This window comes from Streptomyces sp. R44, from assembly GCF_041053105.1.
Taxonomy (GTDB): Bacteria; Actinomycetota; Actinomycetes; order Streptomycetales; family Streptomycetaceae; genus Streptomyces.
On record NZ_CP163444.1, the window covers coordinates 2,445,218 to 2,470,708 of the forward strand.

General features: G+C 70.5%; 23 protein-coding genes and 1 riboswitch. Of the genes, 6 read left to right on the forward strand and 17 right to left on the reverse strand.

Features of this window, described 5'->3' with window-relative positions:
• Window positions 1-231 precede the first annotated feature (231 nt).
• Window positions 232-2,028 carry a long-chain fatty acid--CoA ligase gene (locus AB5J54_RS11330; RefSeq protein ID WP_369143795.1) on the forward strand — a complete coding sequence of 599 codons (1,797 nt, stop codon included), beginning with the start codon at window positions 232-234 and terminating at the stop codon, window positions 2,026-2,028.
• Window positions 2,029-2,091: 63 nt separating this feature from the next.
• On the opposite strand, the gene AB5J54_RS11335 is transcribed toward AB5J54_RS11330, so the two are convergent.
• Window positions 2,092-3,234 carry a glycosyltransferase family 4 protein gene (locus AB5J54_RS11335; protein ID WP_369143796.1) on the reverse strand — a complete coding sequence of 381 codons (1,143 nt, stop codon included), beginning with the start codon at window positions 3,232-3,234 and terminating at the stop codon, window positions 2,092-2,094.
• An 84-nt stretch (window positions 3,235-3,318) separates the two neighbouring features.
• Between AB5J54_RS11335 and AB5J54_RS11340 the strand changes: the two genes are divergently transcribed.
• On the forward strand, window positions 3,319-4,596 hold the full coding sequence (locus AB5J54_RS11340; RefSeq protein WP_369143797.1) for a glycosyltransferase 87 family protein: 1,278 nt from the start codon (window positions 3,319-3,321) through the stop codon (window positions 4,594-4,596).
• On the opposite strand, the gene AB5J54_RS11345 is transcribed toward AB5J54_RS11340, so the two are convergent.
• A complete protein-coding gene (locus tag AB5J54_RS11345) occupies window positions 4,557-5,903 on the reverse strand; it encodes an MATE family efflux transporter (protein WP_369143798.1) in 1,347 nt (448 codons plus the stop codon). The genes AB5J54_RS11340 and AB5J54_RS11345 overlap by 40 nt on opposite strands.
• A 102-nt stretch (window positions 5,904-6,005) precedes the next feature.
• On the opposite strand from AB5J54_RS11345, the gene AB5J54_RS11350 reads away from it, so the two are divergent.
• Entirely contained in the window at window positions 6,006-6,545 is a 540-nt protein-coding gene (locus tag AB5J54_RS11350; RefSeq protein ID WP_369149291.1) for a PadR family transcriptional regulator, read from the forward strand.
• On the opposite strand, the gene AB5J54_RS11355 is transcribed toward AB5J54_RS11350, so the two are convergent.
• The 5 genes from AB5J54_RS11355 to AB5J54_RS11375 form a co-directional block, all read right to left on the reverse strand.
• Window positions 6,542-7,756 (reverse strand): hypothetical protein, encoded by a 1,215-nt coding sequence (locus AB5J54_RS11355; protein ID WP_369143799.1) that lies wholly within the window; start codon window positions 7,754-7,756, stop codon window positions 6,542-6,544. The genes AB5J54_RS11350 and AB5J54_RS11355 overlap by 4 nt on opposite strands.
• Window positions 7,757-7,781: 25 nt before the next feature.
• Window positions 7,782-8,801 carry an NlpC/P60 family protein gene (locus AB5J54_RS11360; RefSeq protein WP_369143800.1) on the reverse strand — a complete coding sequence of 340 codons (1,020 nt, stop codon included), beginning with the start codon at window positions 8,799-8,801 and terminating at the stop codon, window positions 7,782-7,784.
• Between the two features lie 198 nt (window positions 8,802-8,999).
• The gene (locus AB5J54_RS11365; RefSeq protein ID WP_369149292.1) at window positions 9,000-10,049 is read right to left on the reverse strand and encodes an NlpC/P60 family protein; all 1,050 of its coding nucleotides are present in this window, start codon (window positions 10,047-10,049) and stop codon (window positions 9,000-9,002) included.
• 258 nt (window positions 10,050-10,307) lie between these two features.
• Window positions 10,308-11,672 (reverse strand): NYN domain-containing protein, encoded by a 1,365-nt coding sequence (locus AB5J54_RS11370; protein WP_369143801.1) that lies wholly within the window; start codon window positions 11,670-11,672, stop codon window positions 10,308-10,310.
• Between the two features lie 33 nt (window positions 11,673-11,705).
• Entirely contained in the window at window positions 11,706-11,948 is a 243-nt protein-coding gene (locus tag AB5J54_RS11375; RefSeq protein ID WP_055644001.1) for a hypothetical protein, read from the reverse strand.
• A gap of 159 nt (window positions 11,949-12,107) precedes the next feature.
• Here AB5J54_RS11375 and AB5J54_RS11380 point away from each other — a divergent pair, with 159 nt between their 5' ends.
• Both AB5J54_RS11380 and AB5J54_RS11385 read left to right on the forward strand, forming a co-directional pair.
• Window positions 12,108-12,842 (forward strand): rhomboid family intramembrane serine protease, encoded by a 735-nt coding sequence (locus tag AB5J54_RS11380; RefSeq protein WP_369143802.1) that lies wholly within the window; start codon window positions 12,108-12,110, stop codon window positions 12,840-12,842.
• Entirely contained in the window at window positions 12,839-13,120 is a 282-nt protein-coding gene (locus tag AB5J54_RS11385; RefSeq protein WP_017238849.1) for an Lrp/AsnC family transcriptional regulator, read from the forward strand. Before AB5J54_RS11380 ends, AB5J54_RS11385 begins: the two co-directional genes overlap by 4 nt.
• A gap of 71 nt (window positions 13,121-13,191) precedes the next feature.
• Here AB5J54_RS11385 and AB5J54_RS11390 read toward each other — a convergent pair whose 3' ends face one another.
• The 6 genes from AB5J54_RS11390 to AB5J54_RS11415 form a co-directional block, all read right to left on the reverse strand.
• Complete coding sequence (locus tag AB5J54_RS11390; protein WP_369143803.1) at window positions 13,192-14,589, reverse strand: aminotransferase class V-fold PLP-dependent enzyme; 1,398 nt, start codon at window positions 14,587-14,589, stop codon at window positions 13,192-13,194.
• Window positions 14,590-14,772: 183 nt separating this feature from the next.
• A riboswitch (SAM riboswitch) is annotated at window positions 14,773-14,888 on the reverse strand.
• Window positions 14,889-14,963: 75 nt separating this feature from the next.
• On the reverse strand, window positions 14,964-16,028 hold the full coding sequence (trpD, locus tag AB5J54_RS11395) for an anthranilate phosphoribosyltransferase (protein ID WP_369143804.1): 1,065 nt from the start codon (window positions 16,026-16,028) through the stop codon (window positions 14,964-14,966).
• Window positions 16,029-16,193: 165 nt separating this feature from the next.
• Window positions 16,194-17,816: a cytochrome bc complex cytochrome b subunit gene (locus AB5J54_RS11400; RefSeq protein ID WP_369143805.1), complete on the reverse strand. Its 1,623-nt coding sequence runs from the start codon at window positions 17,814-17,816 to the stop codon at window positions 16,194-16,196.
• Entirely contained in the window at window positions 17,813-18,865 is a 1,053-nt protein-coding gene (locus AB5J54_RS11405; protein WP_369143806.1) for a Rieske 2Fe-2S domain-containing protein, read from the reverse strand. Before AB5J54_RS11405 ends, AB5J54_RS11400 begins: the two co-directional genes overlap by 4 nt.
• The gene (locus tag AB5J54_RS11410) at window positions 18,862-19,671 is read right to left on the reverse strand and encodes a c-type cytochrome (protein WP_369143807.1); all 810 of its coding nucleotides are present in this window, start codon (window positions 19,669-19,671) and stop codon (window positions 18,862-18,864) included. Before AB5J54_RS11410 ends, AB5J54_RS11405 begins: the two co-directional genes overlap by 4 nt.
• A 74-nt stretch (window positions 19,672-19,745) precedes the next feature.
• On the reverse strand, window positions 19,746-20,366 hold the full coding sequence (locus tag AB5J54_RS11415; RefSeq protein WP_369143808.1) for a heme-copper oxidase subunit III: 621 nt from the start codon (window positions 20,364-20,366) through the stop codon (window positions 19,746-19,748).
• Between the two features lie 202 nt (window positions 20,367-20,568).
• Between AB5J54_RS11415 and AB5J54_RS11420 the strand changes: the two genes are divergently transcribed.
• A complete protein-coding gene (locus tag AB5J54_RS11420; RefSeq protein WP_369143809.1) occupies window positions 20,569-20,970 on the forward strand; it encodes a hypothetical protein in 402 nt (133 codons plus the stop codon).
• A gap of 22 nt (window positions 20,971-20,992) precedes the next feature.
• Here the strand turns inward: AB5J54_RS11420 and AB5J54_RS11425 are convergent, their stop codons facing one another.
• The 4 genes from AB5J54_RS11425 to coxB form a co-directional block, all read right to left on the reverse strand.
• Window positions 20,993-22,246 carry an Ig-like domain-containing protein gene (locus tag AB5J54_RS11425; RefSeq protein ID WP_369143810.1) on the reverse strand — a complete coding sequence of 418 codons (1,254 nt, stop codon included), beginning with the start codon at window positions 22,244-22,246 and terminating at the stop codon, window positions 20,993-20,995.
• Window positions 22,247-22,368: 122 nt separating this feature from the next.
• On the reverse strand, window positions 22,369-22,767 hold the full coding sequence (locus AB5J54_RS11430) for a cytochrome c oxidase subunit 4 (RefSeq protein WP_086822830.1): 399 nt from the start codon (window positions 22,765-22,767) through the stop codon (window positions 22,369-22,371).
• Window positions 22,764-24,500: a cytochrome c oxidase subunit I gene (gene ctaD / locus AB5J54_RS11435; RefSeq protein WP_369143811.1), complete on the reverse strand. Its 1,737-nt coding sequence runs from the start codon at window positions 24,498-24,500 to the stop codon at window positions 22,764-22,766. Before ctaD ends, AB5J54_RS11430 begins: the two co-directional genes overlap by 4 nt.
• The gene (coxB, locus tag AB5J54_RS11440; RefSeq protein ID WP_369143812.1) at window positions 24,497-25,462 is read right to left on the reverse strand and encodes a cytochrome c oxidase subunit II; all 966 of its coding nucleotides are present in this window, start codon (window positions 25,460-25,462) and stop codon (window positions 24,497-24,499) included. Before coxB ends, ctaD begins: the two co-directional genes overlap by 4 nt.
• Window positions 25,463-25,491: the final 29 nt, after the last annotated feature.

Below are 25,491 nucleotides of genomic sequence, written 5' to 3' on the forward strand. Positions count from 1 at the left end.
TGCGGTTACTTGGGAGTCGTGAAACCTGTGGATTACTGTGCGCAGAGCACCGCCACGCATGTGTGACGCACGGAACATCTGGCCGGAACCCCCTATCGGGAACCATGTACTGGTGGGTAACGTCCGAGCGGTCCAGTCGTGCTCACCCCCACTGAGCACCTGCCCGATCATGGACTTCACCGGTGCATCACACAGAGCCGTGGCGCCGGCGCCCGATGAGGAGCAGCAGTCTTGCGCGAGTTCAGCCTTCCGGCCCTGTACGAGGTCCCCACGGACGGCAACCTGACGGATCTCATCCGCCGCAACGCCTCCCAGCACCCAGACGTCGCCGTGATGGGGCGCAAGGTCGACGGCGTCTGGACGGACGTCACCGCCACGCAGTTCCTCGCGGAGGTCCGTGGGGTCGCCAAGGGTCTGATCGCCTCCGGCGTGGAGCCGGGCGACCGGGTCGCGCTGCTCTCCCGTACGCGCTACGAGTGGGTGCTCCTCGACTTCGCGATCTGGAGCGCGGGCGGTGTCACCGTGCCGGTGTACGAGACGAGCTCGCCGGAGCAGATCCAGTGGATCCTCGGTGACTCGGGCGCGGCGGCCGTGGTGGTGGAGAGCGAGGCGCACGAGGAGTCGGTGGCCTCCGTCCGGGCGAACCTGCCGGAGCTCAAGGCCGTCTGGCGGATCGACACGGACGCGGTGGCCCGGCTCACGGCCGAGGGCGCGGACGTCTCCGACGAGCTGCTCGACGCGCGCATGTCGGCGGCGAACGCGGACGACCCGGCGACGATCGTCTACACCTCGGGCACGACCGGCCGCCCCAAGGGCTGTGTCCTGTCCCACCGGGCCTTCTTCGCCGAGTGCGGCAACATCGTGGAGCGGCTCAAGCCCCTCTTCCGTACGGGCGAGTGCTCGGTGCTGCTGTTCCTGCCGGCCGCGCACGTCTTCGGGCGGCTCGTCGAGGTCGCGTCCGTGATGGCGCCGATCCGGCTCGGCTGCGTCCCGGACATCAAGAACCTCACGGACGAGCTGGCCTCGTTCCGGCCGACGCTGATCCTGGGCGTGCCGCGCGTCTTCGAGAAGGTCTACAACTCGGCGCGGGCGAAGGCGCAGGCCGACGGCAAGGGCAAGATCTTCGACAAGGCCGCGCACACGGCCATCGCGTACAGCCGGGCGATCGGCACCCCGCAGGGCCCGTCCTTCGGTCTGAAGCTGAAGCACAAGGTCTTCGACAAGCTGGTCTTCAGCAAGCTGCGGGCGGTGCTCGGCGGTCGCGGCGAGTACGCCATCTCGGGCGGCGCCCCGCTGGGCGAGCGGCTCGGCCACTTCTTCCGCGGCATCGGCTTCACGGTCCTGGAGGGCTACGGCCTGACGGAGTCGTGCGCGGCGACGGCGTTCAACCCCTGGGACCGGCAGAAGATCGGCACGGTCGGTCAGCCGCTGCCGGGCTCGGTGGTGCGGATCGCCGACGACGGCGAGGTGCTGCTGCACGGCGAGCACATCTTCTCGCGGTACTGGAACAACGAGGCGGCGACGGCCGAGGCGCTGGCGGACGGCTGGTTCCACACGGGTGACATCGGCACGCTCGACGAGGACGGCTATCTCGCGATCACCGGCCGGAAGAAGGAGATCCTGGTGACGGCGGGCGGCAAGAACGTCGCCCCGGCGGTCATCGAGGACCGGATCCGCGCGCACGCGCTGGTCGCGGAGTGCATGGTGGTCGGCGACGGGCGTCCGTTCGTGGGCGCGCTGGTCACGATCGACGAGGAGTTCCTCGGCCGCTGGGCGAGCGAGCACGGCAAGCCGGCCGGTTCGACGGCGGCCTCCCTCCGTGAGGACGCGGAGCTCGTCGCGGAGGTCCAGCGGGCGATCGACGACGGCAACGCCGCGGTGTCCAAGGCGGAGTCGGTCCGCAAGTTCCGTATCCTCCCGGCCCAGTTCACGGAGGAGGCGGGGCACATCACCCCGTCCCTGAAGCTGAAGCGGAACGTGGTGGCGAAGGACTTCGCGGACGAGATCGAGGCGATCTACGCCAAGTAGGAGCGCGTACGAAGGGGCCCGGGGCGATCACTCGCCCCGGGCCCCTTCGTCGTACCGTGCGTCCTACAGCAGCGCGCGCAGCCGCTCCGCGAGGAGGTCCCAGCGCCAGCGCTCCTCCACCCAGGCCCGGCCCCGCTCGCCCATGCGGGCGCGGAGCTCGGGGTCGAGGAGGAGGGTGGTGACGCGGTCGGCGGTCTCCTCGGCGGACTCGCCGCGGACGACCCAGCCGGTCTCGCCGTCGAGGACGGCGTCGGGCGCGCCGCCGGAGTCGCCGGCGACGACGGGCAGGCCGGTGGCGGAGGCCTCCAGGTAGACGATGCCGAGGCCCTCGACGTCGAGGCCGCCGCGCCGGGTGCGGCAGGGCATGGCGAAGACGTCGCCGGCCCCGTAGTGGGCGGGCAGCTCGGACCAGGGGACGGCGCCGGTGAAGCGTACGGATCCGGCCACGCCCGTCTCGGCGGCGAGACGGTGCAGGTCCTTCTCGTACGGTCCGCCGCCGACGATCAGGAGGACGGCGTCCGGGACCCGGCTCAGGATCGCGGGCATGGCCCGGATCAGGGTGTCCTGGCCCTTGCGCGGGACGAGCCGGGAGACGCAGACGACGACGGGGCGGTCGCTGAGCCCGAGGCGGGCGCGGACCTCGTCGCCGCCCGAGTCGGGGTGGAAGGTCTTCTCGTCGACGCCGGGCGGGAGCTGGACCATGCGTCGGGCGGCGGCCGGGGTGAGGGCGGTCGCGATCCGGGAGCGGGTGTACTCGCCGAGGTAGGTGATCGTGTCCGTGCCCTCGCCGATGCGGCGGAGGAGCTGCCGGGCGGCCGGGAGCTGGGCCCAGCCGGCCTCGTGCCCGTGGGTGGTGGCGACGAGCCGCTTCGCGCCGGCCCTGCGCAGGGCGGGGGCCATCAGGCCGAGCGGTGCGGCCGCGCCGAACCACACGGACTCGCAGCCGTGCTCGCGGAGGAGCGCGGTGGCGCGGGCGGTGACCCGAGGAGTCGGCAGCAGCATGGTGGTGCGATCCCGTACGACCGTGAAAGGCTGTTCGGCGTCGAACGCGGCCGTCGCCTCGATCCCTTCGCGGCTGCGCTTCCACGTGGAGGCGTAGACCACGATCCGGTCGGGGTCCAGGCGGAGTGCCATGTTGTGCAGGAAGGCCTGGATTCCGCCGGGACGCGGCGGGAAGTCGTTGGTTACGATCAGGGTCTTGTGCATCGTGGCCGACAGTACGCGATGGCAACCACCGCCCGGCAACACGACCGCCCCGCCACCGCGGGCCGACAGGACAAGGACGCGACAGTGACGACGGGTGCCGTGGAGAACGGGTCACGCACGGGTCTGCGACTTCCGCTCGGCCTCTGGGGTCTGTCCCGGGTCCTGCTGCTGCTCTGCGTCTTCAAGGTCGTGGTGATCCCCGGCCCCGACATCACCTTCGACGTCCGGGACATCTACCAGGGCTGGTACGAGGTGCTGCGGACGGGCACGTATCCGCTGGACGACGTCACCTGGCAGTACCCGCCGGCCGCGGCGTTCGCGATCCTCGCCCCCGGTCTGCTGCCGTTCCTCGACTACGCCTCCGCGTTCTTCGTCCTCGCCTTCCTCTGCGACGCGCTGGTCTTCGGGCTGCTCCTCCACACGGGCCGCCGCGCGGGCCGCTCGTCGCGGGGTGCCTGGTTCTGGCTCGCGGGCGTCCCGCTGCTGGGCCCGACGGCGTACGCCCGGTACGACGTGATGGTCACCGCCGTCGCGGTGGCGGGGCTGCTCGCGGCGGGCCGCAGCCCGCGCGTCCTGGGCGCCCTGGCCGGTTTCGGCGCGGTCCTGAAGGTGTGGCCGGTGCTGCTGCTCGCGGGCACGCCGAAGGGGCGGGCGACCTTCCGGTCCTGGTCGGCGGCGGTGGGCGCGGGGGCCGCGGTCCTGGCGTTCTGCGTGGTGTGGATGCCGGGGGCGCTGGCCTTCCTCGGCTTCCAGCGGGACCGGGGCACGGAGGTCGAGTCGCTGGGCTCGATGGTCTTCCACGTCGTCCGGCACTTCGGCTGGGAGGGCGAGGCGATCATGAACTACGGGTCGATCGAGTTCCTCGGCCCGTACGTGTCGACGGTGTCGACGGCCGCGCTCGGCCTCACGGTCGCCGCGTTCGGCTGGCTGCTCGTGTGGCGGATCCGGGCGCGGGCCTTCGCCTCGTCGACGGTGGCGGACGCGGCCTTCGTGGCGGTGCTGCTGTTCACGACGACGAGCCGGGTGCTCTCCCCCCAGTACATGCTGTGGCTGGTCGGTCTGGCCGCGGTGTGCCTCGCCTTCCGGTCGAGCCGGATGCGGAAGCCCGCGCATCTGGTGCTGTGGGCGACGGCGGTGACGCAGTTCGAGTTCCCGGTGTGGTTCTCGCACGTGACGCGGAGCGATCCGCTGGGCGTGGCGGTGCTGTTCACGCGGAACGGTCTGCTGATAGCGGCCACGGTCATCGCCTGCCGGATCCTGTGGCGGCACACGGTGACGGAGCCGCGTCTCGCCGAGGCCGGGAAGGCTCCCGCCCAGGAGGCTCAGCCGGAGCGCGAGAAGGCCCTGTCCGGCTCGTTCTGAGTCTTCCCGGGGGCCGCCGTGACGGTACGGCGGTGCAGCAGGCCGAGGGCCGCGCACTGGGCCCCCATGGCGAGGGCCATCGCGAGGCAGATCCCGGGGAGGCCGAGTCCGGCGCCTGAGAGGGCGTACGCGAGCGGGAACTGGACGAGGACGCCGGCCATGGTGATCCGGGCGAGGTGGGGGCTGGCTCCGGTGCCCTCGAAGACCCCGGCGAGCGCGATGTACCCGGCCATGAGCAGCAGATAGGGGCCGAGGCAGCGCAGGAAGAGCGCGCCCGCCTCCGCCACCGCGGGCTCGGCGCCGAAGGCCCGCATGACGGGTCCCGCGGCGAGGAGCAGCAGGATCGCGGCGCTCGCGCCGAGGGTGCCGCCGAGGAGGAGGGCCTGCCGGCCGACGGCCCGCCGTTCGTCCCTGCCCGCGCCGAGGAGGTGGGCGCTGTGGATGGAGGCGGCCTGCCGGACGGCGTAGAAGGCCATGGTCGCCACGTACATGGCCTTGGTGGCGATGCCGTAGGCGGCGATCTCGGTGACGCCGAGCCGGGCGACGACGGAGACGAGCGCGAGGGCTCCGGCCATCCGGACGGCGAAGTCGACGGCCATGGGCAGTCCGGTGGCGGCGGTGCGGCGCAGCGCGGCGGCCGTGGGCAGGGCCGCCCGGGCCGCCCGCGCGGCCTTGAGGAGCGGGTCGCGGCGCAGGGCGAGGAGGCCGGCGGCGAGGGCGACGCCGCGGCCGGTGACGGTGGCGAGGGCGGCGCCGGGGACGCCGTACGCGTGGATGAGCAGCGGATCGAGGACGAGGATCAGCCCGTTGGCGAGGAAGGCGAGCCGCATGGGGGTGCGGGTGTCGCCGGTGCCCTTGAGGATCCCGTCGAGGACGTTCGTGGCGAAGAAGACGGCCGTGCCGGGGAGCGAGATCGCGAAGTAGGCGGTGGCCAGGGCGTGGGCGGGGTGGCCGGAGCCGCCGAGCAGGAGGGCGGCGAGCGGGTCGCGCAGCAGGTAGCCGCCGAGGGCGACGGGCGGCACGAGCAGGGCGCAGAGGGCGGTGCCGCCGCGGACGGCGGCGCGGACGGCGCCGGGGTCGTCGGCGCCCCGGGCGCGGGCGACGAGGACGGTGGTGCCGGAGCCGGCCATGAGGACGACCCCGAGCAGGAGGTTCTCGACGTTGGTGGCGACCGCGACGGCGGCGACGGCGTCCCCGCCGAGCCGGGCGACCCAGATCATGTTGATGATGCCGGCGGCGACTCCCGCGAGGAGTTCGAAGTAGACCGGGCGGGCGAGCCGGACGAGTGTGCGGCGGTGCGAGGACATGACGAAGGAACCCCCTCTTTCCGATGTACCTCGAATAGAGGCACCTCGAAAAGAGGTAGCATGGGAAGCAGTCCCCCGACAAGCGCGAAGGAGTGGTGCCCGGTGCTGGAGCTGTCGATCCTGGGCTTCCTGTACGAGAAGCCGCTGCACGGCTACGAGCTCAAGGAGCGCATCCAGGGCCTGAGCGGCCACGTCCGCCCGGTCAGCGACGGCGCCCTCTACCCGGCCATCACACGACTGGTGAAGAACGGCCTGGTCGACAGCCGTACGGAGCCCGGCGCGAGCGCGGCCCCGCGCCGCACGCTCTCACTCACCCCCGAGGGCCGCCGGGAGCTCCTCGCCCGGCTGCGCACGCCCAAGGACGCCGAGATCACCGACGGCCAGCGCTTCTTCACCCTGCTCGCCTTCCTGCGGCACCTGCCCGACCCGGCGGACCAGGCGGCCGTCCTCCGCCGCCGCCAGGAGTTCCTGGACACCCCGGCCAGCTTCTTCTACGAGGGCGGGACCCCGGTCACCGTCGAGCGGGCGCCCGACCTCTTCCGCCAGGGGATGCTGCGGATCGCCCGCGCGACGGGCACGGCGGAGAAGGCCTGGCTGAAGGAGGCCCTGGCGGAGCTGGAGGACCCGCAGCCGCGGGGCTAGGCCAGCCGCTCCCCCAGGTACGCCCGCCAGTCGGCGGTGAACTCCTCCGGCGTGGTGTCCAGGACATCCCGGAGCGCCTTCTCCACCGCGCCGTCCCGGCCCGGGTGCGCACCCACCGCCCGGTAGAAGTCGGTCAGCTTCTCCTCGCCCCAGCGGCCCGCGATCAGCTCGCAGGCCAGCCAGCCGCCCTCGTAGGCCTGCGCCAGGGCCTCCGCGTCGCCGCCGAAGGAGAAGGCCTCGTCCACGGGGAGCTCCGCCGGGAGGTCGCCGGCCAGGACCGCGCGGCGCAGCTCGGGGGCGGCCTGGGCGGCGGTGCGTTCGGTCCCCCGGTAGGCGACCCAGTCGGCGAAGCCCTCGGACAGCCAGACCGGGGTGGCCTTCGTCGTCTGGACGCGGGTCGCGACATGGGTGGTCTCATGGGTGAGGACCAGCTGCCGGCCGAACGCCCCGAGCACCGCGTACGCGTCCGGGTTCACGATCACCCGGTCCGCGGGCGCGTGGGGGCCGCCGCCGGTCCGGCCGGTCGTGACGGCCGCGATGCCCCGGTAGGAGGCGGCCGGCCCGCCGAGGAGCCGGCCCATCGCCTCGATCGATCCGGGCACGAGGACCACGACCCGGCCCGCCCAGTTCCCGTGCCAGGCGTCCCCGACCGCCGGGACCGCCCGGTCCGCGGCGGCCGCGATCTCCCGCAGCCGCTCCTGGCTCTGCCCCACGCCGAGGACGAGACTGCGCCTGCCGGTCACGGACGTGACCTCGCCCTGCTGCCAGAGCTGCTGCGGGGCTCCCTCGGCGGCGCGGTCGCCGGTCACGTACCAGCGGCCGTCGCGCTCGGCGAGGTCGAGGACCCGCTCGGTGGTGGCGGGCCCGGAGTCGTAGCCCTTGATCCGGTAGCCGAGCTCGGCCCTGGCGGTGACCCGGCCCTCTCCGGCCCGGTCGACATCGGTGACCCGGTAGGTCCAGCCGCCCAGCGGCACCTTCGCGAGCCGGTCGAACTCGGTGCGCGCGGCCGGTACGAGCGCGGGGTCGAGGGCCGCGAGGTAACCGGCCTCGTCCCGGTCGAGCAGCGCCCGCGCGTGCCGGTCGAGCAGGCTCTGGATCTCCCCGGAGGCCGGGCCCACCGGGGCGGGGGCAGAGCATCCGCCGAGGGCGAGCACCGCGGCCAGCAGCCCCGCCGCCGCACCGCGCACCGCTCCACTCCGCCTGCCCGCCACGCCCCCGATCGTAAAGGGGGAAGCGTCAGACCCGGGTCACTGTGACGTGGGACATCATGTTGACCGGGTCGTAGCGGACCCGGGCGCCCGGGTAGGGGGCGTGGATGACCTGGCCGTTCCCGGCGTAGATCGCCACATGGCTGGCGTCGCCGCGGTACGTGACGAGGTCGCCCGGCTGCGCCTGCGAGAGCGGCACCTGGCGGCCGGCGTACCGCTGCGCCGAGGAGGTGCGGGGCAGGCTGATCCCGGCCTGCCGGTACGACCAGACCATCAGGCCCGAGCAGTCGAAGGCGGACGGGCCGGTCGCGCCCCACACGTACGGCCTGCCGATCGCGCTGCGGGCGGCGATCACCGCGGCGGCGGCCCGCGAGGGGCCGAGGTCGGCGAGCGGCGGCAGTTCCTCGGCGGGCGCGTCGGCGCGCTCGCCGGTGCGGGAGGCGCGGTCGTAGTCGGCGCGCTCCTCGACGGTGAGGGAGGCGAGCACCCGGCGGGCCTCGGCGAGCTTCCGCTCGACGGTGCGCTTGTGGCGGGCGACCTCGGCCCGGCTGCGCTCCAGTTCGCCGAGGGCCGTGCGGGCCTCGCTCCGCTTCTGGTTCAGGGCGCGCTGCTCGCGCAGGAGCTCGCCGAGCGCGGCGCTCTGGCGGGCGGTGACCCGGTCCAGGGCGGTGGCCCGGTCCAGGTAGCTGTCGGGGTCGGAGGAGAGCAGCAGGGCGAGCGCGGGGTCGATGCCGCCGGAGCGGTACTGGGCTCCGGCGACCGAACCGAGCGCGCCCCGCATGCGGTTGATGCGCTCCTGGCCGCGGGCGAGGCTGTCCTGCGCCTGGGAGACCGTCCTGCGCAGCGCGTCCGCCTTCTCGTCCGCCCGGTTGTAGCCCTCGGTGGCCTTCTCGGCCTCCTCGAAGAGGCGGTCGACCGTGGCGCGGGTGGCCGCGGGCGTGGCCCCGGGGTCGGCACTCGCGGGGACGGCCCCGAGGGACGCCGCCGCGGTGGCCGCGGCGGCGGCGGTGAGGACGGTGACCCGGGCGGGTCGGCGGTGGGACGCCACGAATCGCGCTCCGTTCGGCTCGACGCAGACTGGCGCGGCAGACAGTAGCCGCTGATCAGTCCTCGTCCAACGAAGCCGCCGGGCACACAAAGTGACGCCCCGCCGGAGAACACAGGTCACCGGCGGGGCGTCAGGTCAGTGCGCGTCGCGGCGAACCACCCGATTGGGCGGTGTGCCGCAGCGGGTCGCGGGGGCGGGTCAGCCGCCGATCCGGACGCCGAACTGGAAGGTGCCCATGTAGTCCATGGACTCGTAGCGGACGACGGCGCCCGGCTTGGGGGCGTGCAGGATCGTGTTGTTGCCCGCGTACAGGCCCACGTGCGACAGGCTGTTGAAGAAGACCAGGTCGCCCGGCTTGAGCTGGCTGCGGCCGATCTTCACGCCGTCGTTCTGCTGGGTGTAGGTGGTGCGGGTGAGCGTGACGCCGGCCTGGCGGTAGGACCACTGGGTCAGACCGGAGCAGTCGTACGAGTTGGGGCCCTCGGCACCGGAGACGTACGGCTTGCCGAGCTGGGTGGCGGCGGCCGAGAGCGCGGCGGCACCGAAGCCGTTCGCGGGGACCTCGTTGCCCAGGTCGGCCCGGGAGCCGGCGTCGCGGCTGGCGCGCTGCGCCTGCTCGCGCTCCTGCTGCTCCATCTTCTGGCGCTCGGCCGCGGTGAGGGTGTTGAGGAGCTTCCGGGCCTCGGCGAGCTTGCCCTGGAACTTCTTCTTCTTCTCACCGAGGGTCTTGCGGACGTCCTCGAGGTCGGCCAGCTTCGAGGTGGCCTCGGCCCGCTGCTGGGCGAGCGTGCGCTGCTTGGCCTGGATCGAGGTGAGCACGTCGGCCTGCTGGGCGCTCAACTGGTCGATCGCGGACGCCTTGTCGAGGTAGGTGTCCGGGTCGGAGGAGAGGAAGAGCTGGAGCGCCGGGTCGATGCCGCCGGAGCGGTACTGGGCGCTGGCGACCGAACCGATCTGGTCGCGCAGGGTGTTGAGCTCCTGCTGACCGCGGGCCACCTTGTCCTGGAGGTCGCCGATCTCCTTCTGCAGCTTGCCGCGGCGCTCGTCGGCGAGGTTGTACTGCTCCGTGGCCTCCTCGGCCTCGTGGTTGAGCGCCTCGACCTTCGCCTTCACCTCGTCGATCTTCGGCTTGGCGGGGGCCGCCTGGGCACCGGACTGGGCGGTGAGGGCCACGGCGGCGGCCGCGGTCACGGTGAGCACGGTCACACGGGTGCGGCTCGGCTGCTTGGGTCGACGGTGGGACGCCACGAAGGCGAGCTCCTTCTTCCTCAGAGCCGCCCAACCGGTCACGGGCAGGCGGTTCCTCCGCCTGCCACCCCGGATGGGTGATCAACCGCGCGAAGGTTCGAAGCCCGACCCTAGTGACCAAGTTGTGATCAGTTCAAATCCCGCTGGCAAAAATCTCGCTCACGCACCACTTTATTTACATACATCACACGGCCAGTGATGGGCACTTGACGGTGCGCCATCCAGAATTCGGGCATATCGCCCAGGACTTGCGATGCGTCACGAGAGGCGCGAAAGCCGCTTCAGCAACAAGGCGGACGCCACCGGCCGCGCCCCCGCCTTCGCGACCCCGTCGGCCACCTCGCGGTCGGTGGAGACCACCACGACCGGCCGGCCCGGCGGCTCCGCCCGGACCAGCTGACGGATCAACTCGTCCGCCGTGACGCCGGGCTTGGAGAACAGCACCCGCACCCCGCGCGGCGGGGCGAGCAGCACCGGGGCCGCCAGCTCCGCCCCGTCGAAGACACAGGTGACCTCGGCGCCCGAGCGGGCCGCCAGGGCCGAGAGCCCGCCGAGCAGCCGCAGCCGCTGCTTCTCCAGCGGCATCGTCGGATAGCCGGTCTTGGTGACGTTGTAGCCGTCGACGACCAGATGCGCCTGCGGCAGCGCGAGCAGCTGGTCGAGCAGCGCCGGGTCCGTCTCGGAGAGCGCCCGCGCCGCGATGTCCTTCGGGGACATCCGCCCCGGCTCCACCGCGTCCACGGTGTCCGCCGGGTGCACCGAGACGGGCGGCAGCGCGAGTTCGCGCCGCAGCCCCTGGGCCGCGTCGAGGACGGTGTCCAGCAGCAGCCGCAGCCGCATGTCCTCCACCGAGCGGCCCTCACGGGCGGTTCTGCGGCTCGCCTCCAGGGCCGCCTCGACCTCGCCGAGCCGCGCCTTGAGCCGCCGGGTCTCGCTCTCGGCGGCCGACACCTGGGCCGCCGACTCGGCCCGCGCGGCCTCGATCTCGCCCTGGACCTTGCGCAGCGCCGCCTCGCCCCGCTTGACGTCGCTCTGGGCGCTGCGCAGCTTGCGCTGAAGCGATTCCGCTTCCTTCCTGGCGGCGTCCAGATCGCGCCTGAGCTGCTCGGTCTCGCCCCGGGAGCGGTCCTGGGCCGCGGCCAGCTCCTCGCGCAGCCGCTCCAGTTCGCGCCGGCCGGCCTCGTCGGCCCGCTCGGCGTCGGCCCGCTGGGCCTCCTCGCCCGCGGCGGCGACGAGCTTGACCCAGCCGGGCGGGCGCAGCACATAGGCGGCCGCCGCCACGTCGACGGGGTCGGCGGCCGCGGGCGGGGTGCCGGTCTCCACGGCTCCGGCCAGCTCGGGCTCACCCTGCTTGAACCGTTCGCCGATCCGCTGCCGGAAGAGCGGGTCGCTCTCCAGGGCGGCGGCCATCGCGTTGCCGGCGAACTTGGCCCGCCGGCTCGCGGTGAAGCGGGCGTACTGCCGCAGGGGCGCGGGCAGCTCCGCGACGGTGAGCCCGCCGAAGGCGTCCGCGACCAGCGCGACGACCCGTCGCCGTACACCTTCCGGCAATGGGTGGTCGAGCGTCTCGGCAGCGTCACCTGCCGCGCCGGCCGGCTCACCACCGTGCGCGGGCTGCTCCACGATCCGTCACCCCTATGTCGTCCGCGCCGTCCCTCAGGAGGCGGCGCCCGGCCTGTCCACCAGTTCGATCTGGTCCACCGCGTTGCACCAGCGGCAGCGGACCGACTCGATGGTCTCACTGACCACCTGCCGCTCCTCGACCGTCGGATCCCCGGCGAGGTCCAGATGGACGTACTCCACGACCTTGGAGGAGCGGGTCACGTCGAAGCGGGTCAGATTGCCGCAGAGCGTGCAGCGCCAGCGGGTCTCGTCGGTCGGCAGGGGAACCGTCGTCATCGGTGCCGTCCTTCTTCCTGTTGCGTGGTACCAGGTGCGGGTGCCGCGGTGCGCCGTCGAACTGCGGTGGTGGTGCCCGTAACCCTACGGCCTCGCGGGGAGGGCAGGGCACGGCGAGGCACTCTGTCCACTTCGGCCCCGGTACGCCATGATCTGTCCATGATCGACTGGCGAGGCGCGGCCCTCGGTGCCTGGCGGGGCACCCGCAGCGGACCCACGGTGACCTACGGACTGATCGCCGCCTGCTGCCTGCTCTTCGCCGTCAGCCCGGTCTCCGGACTCAACCCGGGGTACGGCACGGGCGAAGAGCTCCTGGCCGCCCAGGGCGCCTACTTCCGCCGCTGGGGCGTCGTGCCCGCCGAGCTGACCGGCGGCGACCCGCGCGCCCTGCTCACCCCGCTGACCGCGCTCTTCGTCCACGGGAGCTGGCTCCACCTCCTGGGAAACATGCTCTTCCTGTACGTCTTCGGCGCCATGGCCGAGGAGCGCATGGGCGCCGCCGAGTTCTGCCTCTTCTACCTGGGCACCGGCTACATCGCCCTGTCCGGGTACGCGGTGGCGCACGCGGACAGCGAGCAGACCCTGGTCGGGGCCTCCGGGGCGATCTCCGCGGTGCTCGGGGCCTTTCTCTTCCTCTTCCCCCGATCCCGGGTCACCAGCCTCTTCCCCTTCCTGTTCTTCCTGCCGCTGCGCTTCCCCGCCTGGATCGTGCTGATCTTCTGGTTCACGCTCCAGTGGCTGGCCGCGCGGGCGGCGGGCGCGGGACCCGGCGTCGCCTATCTGGCCCACGTCGTGGGCTTCTCCGTCGGCTTCCTCTACGCCTGGGTGCGCTTCCGCGGTGGGGATAGAGTGAAAGCCCAAGCCGCGGCGACCGAGGGAGAAAGCCAGCCGTGATCACCGCGATCGTGCTCATCAAGACCAGCGTGGACCGCATCCCCGAGATCGCCGAGTCGATCGCCGCGCTCGACAGCGTCAGCGAGGTCTTCTCGGTCACCGGTACGTACGACCTGATCGCCATGGTCCGGGTGCCGCGCCACGACGACCTGGCGGACGTGATCCCCGGCCGTATCAGCAAGATTCCGGGCGTCGAGGCCACGGACACGCACGTCGCCTTCCGGACGTACTCCCAGCACGACCTGGAGGCGGCCTTCGCCATCGGCCTGGAGTCCTGACCCCGGGCACGCGGCACGACTGAAGGGGGCCTCCCGACCGGGAGGCCCCCTTCACCCGTACGAGTGAGCAATCAGCCGCGGTCGGGGACGCAGCGGCCGTCCTCGGTGCGGTACTTCCACTGCGCGCCGTCCCGGACGAGCTCCTTCACGGCGCCGACGAACCGGTCCACGTGCTCGTCCGGCGTACCGGCGCCGAAGCTCACCCGGATGGCGTTGAGCGAGCGCTCCCCCGGGGCCGCCTCGGGGGCGCCGCACTCGCCCGGGTCCTGCGGGTCGCTGCCGAGCAGGGTGCGGACCAGCGGGTGGGCGCAGAAGAGGCCGTCGCGGACGCCGATGCCGTACTCGGCGGAGAGCACGGCGGCGAAGTGGGAGCTGTTCCAGCCCTCCACGACGAAGGAGATGACGCCCACCCGGGGCGCGTCGTCGCCGAAGAGCGAGAGCACCCGCACTTCAGGCACCTCGGCCAGGCCCTCGCGGACCTTGGCGATCAGGTGCTGCTCGCGGGCGACGAGGGAGTCGAAGCCGGCCTCGGTCAGCGCCTTGCAGGCGGAGGCGATCGAGTAGACGCCGATGACGTTCGGCGAACCGGCTTCATGTCGGGCCGCGGTGGTGTGCCACTCCACGTCCACACCACCGTCGGCCCGACGGGCTACCTTGCGGGACGCTCCACCGCCCGCGAGGTAGGGCTCGGAATCCTGCAGCCAGTCGGCACGGCCGGCGAGGACGCCGGAGCCGAAGGGCGCGTACAGCTTGTGCCCGGAGAAGGCGACCCAGTCCACGTCCAACTCCCGTACGGAGACCGGGTGGTGGGGGGCCAGCTGGGCCGCGTCGAGCACGATCCGGGCGCCGTGCGCGTGCGCGGCGGCGGCGAGCTCCTTCACCGGCCACAGCTCCCCGGTGACGTTGGAGGCGCCGGTCACGCAGACGAGGGCGGGACCGTACGGGTCGCGGTCGGCGAGGGCGCGCTCCAGGGTCTCGACGGCCTGGGCCGGGGTGCGCGGCGCGTCGAGGTAGGTGACGCGGGCGTCCCGCCAGGGCAGCAGCGAGGCGTGGTGCTCGGTCTCGAAGACGAAGACCTGGCAGCCGGCCGGGAGGGTGGCGGCGAGCAGGTTCAGCGAGTCGGTGGTGGAGCGGGTGAAGACGACCTGGTCGTCGGGGCGGCAGTCGAGGAACTCGGCGACAGTGACGCGGCTGTTCTCGAAGAGGTCGGTGGAGAGCTGGGAGAGGTAGCCGGCGCCGCGGTGGACGCTGCCGTAGTACGGGGCGTAGGCGGCGACGTCGTCCCAGACCCGCTGGAGGGCCGGCGCGCTGGCCGCGTAGTCGAGCGCCGCGTAGGTCACCTCGCCACCGGTGACGAGCGGGACGGTGACGTCCCGGCCGAGGACCGGCAGCGGGGCGGCGCAGCAGGGATCGGCGGACTCGGCGGCGGTGGCGGTCTCGACGGTGGCGGCGTTCGGGCATGCGGACATGACGGTGTCTCCCGGCATAAAAGGGGCGCGAAAAGGCGTGAAAGAGCCCGCAGGGCAGCGCGAAGAAGGGTGCCGCGTACGGGCGGAAAAGGTGGAGAGAGGGGCCGAAAGGGCCCTAACGCATTCGCTTGCTCACGAGACACCGCTCCCTAGAGGACCAAGGACCCCAGGGTGGTGCGCAGGGGTCCGCGCTTGCCGCAGGCTTCTGCCGTACGACCTGGTCTTCACCCGGGGCACCCCGCCACGGACGGAGGGTTGCCGGACAGCCAGCCGGGGCTTGAGGGCTGTCGCTCATGACCTGATACAGAACGTAGTTCAGCTGATCGACACCGCGCAACCCCGTCCGTATGCCGGACGGGGCCGCGCGTGGCGCGTCAGCGGTTGGTGGCGGCGATCCACCGCTCCAGGGACCGCTGGGCCGCGCCGGAGTCGATCGCCTCCGCGCCCCTCGCGATTCCCGCGGCCAGCTGCTCCGCGAGGGTGCCCGTGCCGGGGTCCAGGGCGGTGAGCGCCGCCGCCGCGTTGAGCAGCACCGCGTCCCGTACCGGACCGCTCTCCCCCGCGAGCAGCCGGCGGGCGACGTCGGCGTTGAACGAGGCGTCGTCGCCGCGCAGCGCCTCCAGCGGGACGAGGTCGATGCCGACGTCCCGCGGGTCGAAGCGCTCCTCGGTGACGCCGCCGTCCCGGACCACCCAGACCCGGGAGGTGGAGGTCGTGGTGAGCTCGTCCAGGCCGTCGTCGCCGCGGAAGACCAGGGCGGAGTTGCCGCGCTCGGCGAAGACCCCGGCGACGACGGGCGCCATCCGCGGGTCGGCGACGCCGACGGCCTGGGCCCGTACCTTGGCCGGGTTGGTCAGCGGCCCGAGGACGTTGAAGGTCGTCCGGATGCCCAGCTGGCCGCGGGCCGCGGCGACGTGCCGCAGCGAGGGGTGGAACTTGATCGCGAAGCAGAGGGTGATGCCCGCTTCGTCGGCGACCTCGGCGACCCGCTGCGGGGTCAGGTTCAGATTGACGCCGAGCTTCTCCAGGACGTCGGAGGAGCCGGAGGCGGAGGACGCGGCGCGGTTGCCGTGCTTGACGACCTTGGCGCCGGTCCCGGCGACCACGATCGACGCCATCGTGGAGATGTTGACCGTCTTGGCGCCGTCGCCGCCGGTGCCGACGATGTCGACGGTCCGCCCGGGCACCTCGATGACGTTGGCGTGCTCGTACATGGTCCGGACGAGGCCGGCGATCTCCTGCACGGTCTCGCCCTTGGCGCGCAGCGCGACCATGAAGCCGGCGATCTGCGCGTCGGTCGCCTCGCCGCTCATGATCAGGTCCATCGCCCAGGCCGTGTCGTCGGCGGAGAGGTCGTGGCCGTCGAGGAGTCCGTTCAGCAGGACGGGCCAGGAGCGGCCCGCCGACGTAGGTCCTCCAGCGGGGGTCGCAGCGCTCATGGCAGCTCCAGATGATCACGTGACGGATACACACCCACCCTATCGATGTCCGGGCACGGCAAAGAGCCCCGTCCATCGAATGGACGGGGCTCTTGCCGTGGCGACCATGGGGGTCCCCCCGCTCGAGCGAAGCCGAGAGTGGGGGAAGGTCAGGTGTTCAGGTGATCAGTGGTGGCCGTGGCCGCTCTGGATCTCCTTGAACTCCTCGACCGTGGGCTTGGCGATCTGGCTGTCGTCGCCGTAGTAGCCCTTGTTGAGCTTGACCCGGAGCTTCTCCATGCGGCCGATCTTGCGCTCCACGCCGTTCTCGTCGACGGCCGGCGGAAGCTCCGCCGCGTCGTACTGCTCGTGCGCGGTGAGGCGGTGCAGCTCGCCCTGGCTGAGCGGCTGGTGGACCTCGACGAACTCACCGTGCGGCAGGCGCTTGATGATGCCCGACTCGCGGCCGTGCAGCACCTTGTCCTTGTCGCGGCGCTGGAGGCCGAGGCAGATCCGCTTGGTGGCGATGAACGCGATGACCGGTCCGACGAAGAAGAAGATCCGGACGAACCAGGTGATCGAGTTCAGCGACAGGTGGAAGTGGGTCGCCCAGAGGTCGTTTCCACCACCGATGAGCATGATCATGTACGCGGTGATCCAGGCGACACCGAAGGCGGTGCGCGTCGGAGCGTTGCGCGGGCGCTGCGCGATGTGGTGCTCGCGCTTGTCGCCGGTGATCCAGGACTCGATGAACGGGTAGACCGCGATCGCGGCGAGGACCGCCGGGAAGATCGCCAGCGGGATCATCACGCCCAGGACCAGCGTGTGGCCCCACAGGTTGATCTCCCAGCCCGGCATGACACGGATCAGACCCTCGGCGAAGCCCATGTACCAGTCGGGCTGGGCGCCGGTGGACACCTGGTCCGGGCGGTACGGGCCGATGGCCCAGATCGGGTTGATCGAGGCGATCGCCGCGATGACCGCGATGACACCGAAGACCAGGAAGAAGAAGCCTCCGGCCTTCGCCATGTACACGGGCAGCAGCGGCATGCCCACGACGTTGTCGTTCGTCCGGCCGGGGCCGGCGAAGTGCGTGTGCTTGTGGACGAACACCAGGATGAGGTGGGCGACCACGAGACCCAGCATGATGCCGGGCAGCAGCAGCACGTGCGCCGAGTAGAACCGGGCGACGAAGTCGCCGCCGGGGAACTCGCCGCCGAACAGGAACATCGAGAGGTACGTGCCGATGACCGGCACGGACAGGATCGCGCCCTGCATGAAGCGGACACCGGTGCCGGAGAGCAGGTCGTCCGGGAGCGAGTAACCGGTGAAGCCGGTGAACATGCCCAGGAAGAACAGCAGGAAGCCGAACAGCCAGTTGATCTCACGCGGCTTGCGGAACGCGCCGGTGAAGAACACGCGCATCATGTGCACGAACATGCCGGCGAGGAAGATCAGCGCCGCCCAGTGGTGGATCTGCCGGATCAGCAGACCACCGCGCACCTCGAAGGAGATGTGCATGGTCGAGTTGAACGCCTCGGACATCAGCTGTCCCTGGAGCGGGACGTACGGTCCGACGTACTCCACCTCGTTCATCGACGGGTGGAAGAACATCGTCAGATAGACGCCCGTCAGGATGATGATGAGGAAGCTGTAGAGGCAGACCTCGCCCAGCATGAAGGACCAGTGGTCCGGGAAGATCTTCCGCATGTTGGCCTTGGCCAGCGTGTAGATCCCCAGGCGGCCGTCGGCCCAGTCCGCGACCCGCTCACCGGCGGGTGCTTTCTTACTCGTGGTCACGGTGCTCATCCGCGCTCCCAGAAGGCAGGACCGACGGGCTCGTCGAAGTCGCCGAGCGCCTCCAGGAAGCCCTTGTCGTTCACGCCGATCCGCAGCTGCGGAAGGGCGTGACCGGCCGGGCCGAAGATGACGCGGGCGCCGTCGGAGAGGTCGAAGGTGGACTGGTGGCACGGGCAGAGCACGTGGTGCGTCTGCTGCTCGTACAGGGAGATCGGGCAGCCGACGTGGGTGCAGATCTTCGAGAACGCGACGATGCCCTGGTGGGACCACTCGAGCTCGCGCTTGTCCTTGATGTCCTCCGGCTGGATCCGGACGATCATCAGGGCGGCCTTGGCGATCTCGGTCTGGAAGTGCTCGTCGTGCTCCGAGAGGCCCTCGGGCATCGCGAAGGTCAGCGAGCCGACCGCGACGTCCTCGGGACGCAGCGGCTCGTGCGTGTTCATGTTGATGAGCTGGAGCCCCTTGGTCCACAGCGTGGACCGGAGCTTCTTCTCGGGCAGCGGGCCCATGTCACGCAGCAGGACGATGCCGGAGAGCGGTACGAGCGACAGCGCGCCGAACATCGTGTTGCGGATGAGCTTGCGGCGGCCCATGCCCGACTCCGCGGCACCGGCCGCGAAGTCCGCCATGACCTTCGCCTTGACCTCGGGGGTCGCCGCCATCGGGTGACGCTCGTCGGCGACCTCGACGTCGGACATCAGGGTGCGGGCCCAGTGGACCGCGCCCGCGCCGATGAAGAAGAGGGCGGCACCGAGGGTCCATCCCAGGGCGAAGTTGAGCGCGGACACGTGGCCGAAGGGCCAGATGTACACGATCTTGTCGACCGGGAAGATCACGTACGAGGCGATGAAGCCGACGGTGGCCAGCATCGACAGCGTGAACATGAAGGCGACCGCGCGCTCGGACCGGCGGGCGGCCCGCTCGTCGATGTCCTGGATGCGGGGCTTGTGGGGCGGAAGGCCCGGGTCGGCGAACGGGTCGTCGGCGACCGTCACCGCGCCGTGCGCGGTGTCCTGCCCTGCCGGCAGGGTCTCTTCTGGAATCTCTTGGCTACTCATGACTTCTTGGCCTTAGCGGTGTGGGCCGCGACCCAGATGGCAACTGCGATCAGCGCGCCCAGGCCGAAGACCCAGGCGAACAGGCCCTCGCTGACGGGGCCGAGGCCACCGAGCTTGAGACCGCCCGGGCTCTCGGACGTGTCGCTGTTGACGGCCTGGACGTACGCGATGATGTCCTTCTTCTCCTTCTCCGGCATGGTCGTGTCGGGGAAGGAAGGCATGTTCTGCGGGCCGGTCTGCATGGCCTCGTAGAGGTGCTTCGGGTCCACGCCTTCGAGGCTCGGGGCGTACTTGCCGTAGGTCAGCGCGCCACCCTCACCGGTGAAGTTGTGGCACTGGGCACAGTTGGTGCGGAACAGCTCGCCACCCTTGGCGATGTCGGCACCTTCAGGGCTGTACTGGCCCTCGGTCGGCGTGATCGCACCGGCACCGAGAGAGGCGACGTACGCCGCGAGCTGATCGATCTCAGCCTGCGAGTAGATGACCTTCTTCTTCGGGACCTGGGCGCCCGGCTGCTGGGCCGGCATACGGCCCGTGCCGACCTGGAAGTCGACCGCGGCCGAGCCGACGCCGACGAGGGACGGGCCGTCAGAGGTGCCCTGACCGCCGGTTCCGTGGCAGCTGGCGCAGCCGACGGAGTAGAGCTTCTTGCCCTCCTCGATGGCGAGGGACTGGGCGGTTTCATCGGCCTTCGCCGTGCCCGCGGGCGCGAACGCGGCGTACAGCCCCCCCGTGGCCGCCAGCGCGAGAAGTAGGACGACGACCGCCGCCAGCGGATGGCGTCGTCGTGCGGAGAGCTTTTTCACGGATTACCCCGGTGTCAGGATCTTCTGCGTCGATGCTTGCTGGATGTCTCGGTCCGCCGTGGTGGCGGAGCCGATTACTTGATCATGTAGATCGTGGCGAAGAGGCCGATCCAGACGACATCGACGAAGTGCCAGTAGTAGGACACGACGATGGCGGCGGTTGCCTGCTCGTGGGTGAACCTCTTGGCGGCGTACGTCCGGCCGAGGACCAGCAGGAAGGCGATGAGACCGCCCGTCACGTGCAGGCCGTGGAAGCCGGTGGTCAGGTAGAACACCGTGCCGTACGGGTCGGAGGACAGCGAGAGGCCGTCCACCTTGACCAGCTCGGTGTACTCGAAGACCTGGCCGCCGATGAAGATGGCACCCATCACGAACGTGATGATGAACCACGTCCGGAGCTTCTTCACATCGCCCCGCTCCGCGGCGAAGACGCCGAGCTGGCAGGTGAGGGAGGAGAGCACCAGGATCGTGGTGTTGGTCGCCGAGAAGGGGAAGTTCAAGGCCGAGGCCTTTTCCGCCCAGAACTCGGGACCCGTCACCGATCGCAGGGTGAAGTACATCGCGAAGAGGGCCGCGAAGAACATCAGCTCGGAGCTCAACCAGATGATGGTTCCGACGCTGGTGAGGTTCGGTCGATTGACCGACGGGTGCGCGTGCCCTGTTTCTACTGTCGTTACTGTCGCCACGACCGACATTATGTCGGTCGCTTATCCCGCCCTCACTCCGGGGGGTGCCGTTCGGAGTGTCAGGGGGGCGTGTCCAGCCCGAACGGCCCAGTGCGAAGGCCGCCGAGCACCGTTCGAACAGGTGTTGAACGGGTGTTGACGGGGTGTGGACCGGAGTAGCATCCGGCGCATCGATCGACGACCTTCCCACGGACTTCCCCACGGAGGAACGATGCAGTCGAGTGCCACGGTCCTGGTCTACAGCGATGACGCGAACACCCGCGCGCAGGTGCGGCTCGCGGCCGGACGCAGGCCCGCGACCGACGTTCCCCCGGTCGAGTTCGTCGAGTGCGCCACGCTGCCGGCGGTGCTGAAGCGGCTGGACGAGGGCGGGATCGACGTGTGCGTGCTCGACGGCGAGGCGGTGCCCGCCGGAGGCATGGGGGTGTGCCGGCAGATCAAGGACGAGGTCTTCCACTGCCCGCCGGTCCTGCTGCTGATCGGGCGGCCCCAGGACGCCTGGCTGGCCACCTGGAGCCGCGCGGACGCCGCGGTCACCCTTCCGGTGGAACCGGTCGAGTTCGCGGCGTCCCTGGCGTCCCTGCTGCGCTCGCGCCTGTCGATCGACGCCTGAGCCGTCCGGGGCGCGCCTCCGCTCAGATCGAGGGCCTCAGACGGGCCTTCTCGGTGGGGGTCACCGGGTTTCCGGCGGCCTCCACCAAGGCGCTGCCCTGGCGCCACTTGGCCCACTCCATGTTCCAGTCGCCGAAGCCGTTGCCGAAGGTGTCCATCGCGTCGCCGTAGCTGTTGACGACGCGGACGAGGTCTCCGGGGCGGACGGTCTCGTAGAACCAGGCCGCGTTCTCCGTCGACATGCCGACACAGCCGTGGCTGACGTTCTCGACGCCCTGCGAGCCCACGGACCAGGGCGCGGCGTGGACGTACTCGCCGCTCCAGGTGACCCGGGTGGCGTAGTACACCGGCAGGTCGTACGAGTCGGAGCTGCCCTCCGCGATGCCGATGCTGGTGCCCCGCATCCGGACGTAGTACTCCTTGCCGAGGACCACCTTGATGCCGTTACGGGTGGAGAAGCCGGGTTTGCCGGTGGTCACCGGAATGGTGTTGATCACTTCTCCGTTGCGCTTCACCGTCATGTAGTGCGACGCGGCGTCCGCGACGGCCTCGATCCGGTCGCCGATGGTGAGCTTCAGCGGCTTGGACGCGCCGCCGTAGAGCTTGTCGCCGACCTTGAGGCCGTCCAGGTTGCCGGTCACCTGGACGAGTGCCCCGGCCGGCCAGTACTCCTTCGGACGGAAGTGCAGTTTCTTGTCGTCCACCCAGTACCAGGAGCCCTCGACGGCGGGCGTGGAGCGGACCTTGAGGGCCCGTTCGACGACGGCGCGGGCCGAGCGGTCCTTGACGGGGAGGCTGAGCTCCGCCGTGATGGGCTGCCCCACGCCGTACGTGCCCGCCTCCGGCCCGAAGGCCACGGTGAGGGCCCGTTTGGCCGGAGCCGTCTCGAAGGTGAACGTACGGGCGCCTGGAGCGCCGTCATCGTCCTCGGTGGCCACCCGGACCGTGTAGCGGGCGCCGGCCGCCAGGGCGGCCGTGGAGCGCCAGCGCTGCCCGTCCGCGGTGAGTTCGCCGGCCAGGTGGTGCCCGGAGGCGTCGGTGGCGGTGACGTCGGTGATCCGGCCGTCGTCACCCTTGGCGGTGATCTCCAGGGGCTTGTCGGGGTCCGCCTTGGCGCCGTCGGCGGGGGCGTTGACCGCGAGCTGGTCGGCCGCGTCGTAGGCCTTCTCCGACAGCGGGTGGGTGTCCGAGCCGGCGCACGCGGTGGCACCCGCGGTGACGGTGACGGCCAGAAGAGTGCAGCTCAGAACAGTCCGAATGCGCGGCGTGTCGTTCATGACTTCACGCTAGATACGTTCCTCGCCACCGGCGCGCCGAGTGCTGCAAAAGAGGGGCCCGGACGCTTCGGTGACGAAGTGTCCGGGCCCCTCGGTGTGCTCCGGTGCGGAGCGGGGTACCGCTACTGGTTCTGGTTCTCGCCGCGGTAGAACTCGAAGACCCAGCCGAACAGGCCGACGAGGATCAGCGGGGCGGAGAAGTACAGGATCCACCAGCCCATCGCGATGGCGAGGAAGGCGAGCGCACCGCCGACGGCCAGCGAGAGCGGCTGCCAGCTGTGGGGGGCGAAGAAGCCCACCTCACCGGCCTCGTCCGCGACGTCGGCCTCCTTGTCGTCCTGCGCCATCGCGTCGACACGCTTGGCCGTGAAGGCCAGGTAGTAGCCGATCATGATGGCCAGGCCGAAGGCCAGGAAGAGCGCCGTCGTGCCGACCGGCTCCTTGGACCAGACGCCGTAGAGGATCGCCATGGCAAGGATGAAGACGCTCAGCCAGATGAACATCTTGCCCTGGATCTTCACTTGCCGGCCTCCTTGCTGCCCGTGAGGGCCGGAGCCTCGTGCGGCTTGTTCTCGAGCTGGTCGACAGCCGCGATCTCAGGGTGGTGCAGGTCGAACGCCGGGGATTCCGAACGGATCCGCGGCAGGGTGAGGAAGTTGTGCCGCGGCGGCGGGCAGGACGTCGCCCACTCGAGCGAACGGCCGTAGCCCCACGGGTCGTCGACCTCGATCTTCTTGCCGTACTTGGCGGTCTTCCAGACGTTGTACAGGAACGGCAGGATCGACAGACCGAGCAGGAACGAGGAGATCGTCGAGATCGTGTTCAGCGCGGTGAAGCCGTCGGCGTTGAGGTAGTCCGCGTAACGACGCGGCATGCCCTCGGCACCGAGCCAGTGCTGCACCAGGAAGGTGCCGTGGAAGCCGATGAACAGCGTCCAGAACGTGATCTTGCCGAGGCGCTCGTCCAGCATCTTGCCCGTGAACTTCGGCCACCAGAAGTGGAAGCCGGCGAACATCGCGAAGACCACGGTGCCGAAGACGACGTAGTGGAAGTGCGCGACGACGAAGTACGAGTCGGAGACGTGGAAGTCCATCGGGGGCGAGGCCAGGATGACGCCGGTCAGACCACCGAAGGTGAAGGTGACCAGGAAGCCGATCGTCCAGAGCATCGGGGTCTCGAAGGACAACGAGCCCTTCCACATCGTTCCGATCCAGTTGAAGAACTTCACGCCGGTCGGTACGGCGATGAGGAACGTCATGAAGGAGAAGAACGGGAGCAGTACGCCACCGGTGACGTACATGTGGTGCGCCCACACGGTCACGGACAGACCGGCGATCGCGATGGTCGCGGCCACCAGACCGATGTAGCCGAACATCGGCTTGCGGCTGAAGACCGGGATGACCTCGGAGACGATGCCGAAGAAGGGCAAGGCGATGATGTACACCTCTGGGTGTCCGAAGAACCAGAAGAGGTGTTGCCAGAGCAGCGCTCCGCCGTTGGCGGCGTCGAAGACGTGGGCACCGAACTTGCGGTCCGCCTCCAGGGCGAACAGCGCGGCCGCCAGGACCGGGAAGGCGAGCAGGACCAGGACACCGGTCAGCAGCACGTTCCAGGTGAAGATCGGCATGCGGAACATCGTCATGCCCGGAGCGCGCATGCAGATGATCGTGGTGATGAAGTTGACCGAACCGAGGATCGTGCCGAAGCCGGAGAAGGCCAGACCCATGATCCACATGTCGGCGCCGACACCCGGCGAGCGGACGGCGTCCGACAGCGGGGAGTAGGCGAACCAGCCGAAGTCGGCCGCACCCTGCGGGGTGAGGAAGCCGGCCACCGCGATGATCGAGCCGAAGAGGTACAGCCAGTACGCGAACATGTTCAGCCGCGGGAACGCCACGTCGGGCGCGCCGATCTGCAGCGGCATGATCCAGTTCGCGAATCCGGCGAACAGCGGCGTCGCGAACATCAGCAGCATGATCGTGCCGTGCATCGTGAACGCCTGGTTGAACTGCTCGTTCGACATGATCTGCGTACCCGGACGGGCCAGCTCGGCGCGCATGAAGAGCGCCATCAGGCCACCGATGCAGAAGAAGGCGAACGACGTGACCAGGTACATCGTACCGATGGTCTTGTGGTCCGTGGTGGTGAGCCACTTGATGACCACGTTGCCGGGCTGCTTGCGCCGTACGGGCAGCTCGTTCTCGTACGAGTCCTCAGCTGCGGCGGCACCCTGGGTTTCGTTGGGGATGCTCACAGTTGGTGCTTCTCCGCATTCCTAGCCGGGTCCGTCTGCTCGATGCCGGACGGGATGTAGCCGGTCTGCCCCTTCTCGGCCAGCTCCTTCAGGTGCTGCTGGTAGCGCTCCGGGGAGACCACCTTGACGTTGAAGAGCATCCGGGAGTGGTCGACACCGCACAGCTCGGCGCACTTGCCGAGGAAGGTGCCTTCCTGCGTCGGAGTCACCTCGAAGGAGTTGGTGTGACCCGGGATGACGTCCTGCTTCATGAGGAAGGGGACCACCCAGAACGAGTGGATGACGTCACGGGAGGTCAGGACGAACCGGACCTTCTCACCCTTCGGCAGCCACAGGGTCGGGCCCGGGTTGCCGGTCTGCGGGTTCCGGTCGCCGGGGATGCCGGCGTCGTAGACACCGCCCGCGTTCTCCGGGAAGTCCGAGATGTACTTGTCCGGGATCGTGGCCAGGTTCTTGTCCGTCTTGGCGTCGCCCTTCACACCGGGCACGTCCTCGACGTAGTTGAAGCCCCAGCTCCACTGGTAGCCGACCACGTTGACCGTGTGGGCCGGCTTCGGGGTGAGCTCGAGGAGCTTCGACTCGTCGCGCGCGGTGAAGTAGAAGAGCACGGAGACGATGATGAGCGGGGTGACCGTGTACAGGGCCTCGATGGGCATGTTGTAACGGGTCTGCGGAGGTACCTCGACCTTGGTCCTGCTCCGCCGGTGGAAGATGACGGACCAGATGATCAGGCCCCACACCAGGATTCCGGTGATGAGGGCGGCAGCCCACGAACCCTGCCACAGGGAGAGGATCCGAGGCGCCTCTTCCGTGACGGGGGTGGGCATACCAAGGCGGGGGAAGTCTTCCCAGTTGTACGAGCAGCCCGTGGCTGTCGCCAGGATCAGGCCCGCAGTCAGCACCTGCGGCAGCTTCCGCCGCATCGGGCGCCGCGACGAGCGGTCGGAGCCGTTGGGACTCACGTAGCGCCTTCCCGAGAGTCTCGGCCCGC

Bases quoted from the DNA above. Each gene is read 5' to 3' on its own strand.
- AB5J54_RS11390 (WP_369143803.1), bottom strand. From the start codon at position 14,589: ATGTCCGCATGCCCGAACGCCGCCACCGTCGAGACCGCCACCGCCGCC.
- AB5J54_RS11335 (WP_369143796.1), bottom strand. From the start codon at position 3,234: ATGCACAAGACCCTGATCGTAACCAACGACTTCCCGCCGCGTCCCGGC.
- AB5J54_RS11405 (WP_369143806.1), bottom strand. From the start codon at position 18,865: ATGAGTAGCCAAGAGATTCCAGAAGAGACCCTGCCGGCAGGGCAGGAC.
- AB5J54_RS11425 (WP_369143810.1), bottom strand. From the start codon at position 22,246: ATGAACGACACGCCGCGCATTCGGACTGTTCTGAGCTGCACTCTTCTG.
- AB5J54_RS11375 (WP_055644001.1), bottom strand. From the start codon at position 11,948: ATGACGACGGTTCCCCTGCCGACCGACGAGACCCGCTGGCGCTGCACG.
- AB5J54_RS11420 (WP_369143809.1), top strand. From the start codon at position 20,569: ATGCAGTCGAGTGCCACGGTCCTGGTCTACAGCGATGACGCGAACACC.
- AB5J54_RS11345 (WP_369143798.1), bottom strand. From the start codon at position 5,903: ATGTCCTCGCACCGCCGCACACTCGTCCGGCTCGCCCGCCCGGTCTAC.
- AB5J54_RS11380 (WP_369143802.1), top strand. From the start codon at position 12,108: ATGATCGACTGGCGAGGCGCGGCCCTCGGTGCCTGGCGGGGCACCCGC.
- trpD (WP_369143804.1), bottom strand. From the start codon at position 16,028: ATGAGCGCTGCGACCCCCGCTGGAGGACCTACGTCGGCGGGCCGCTCC.
- AB5J54_RS11415 (WP_369143808.1), bottom strand. From the start codon at position 20,366: ATGTCGGTCGTGGCGACAGTAACGACAGTAGAAACAGGGCACGCGCAC.
- AB5J54_RS11400 (WP_369143805.1), bottom strand. From the start codon at position 17,816: ATGAGCACCGTGACCACGAGTAAGAAAGCACCCGCCGGTGAGCGGGTC.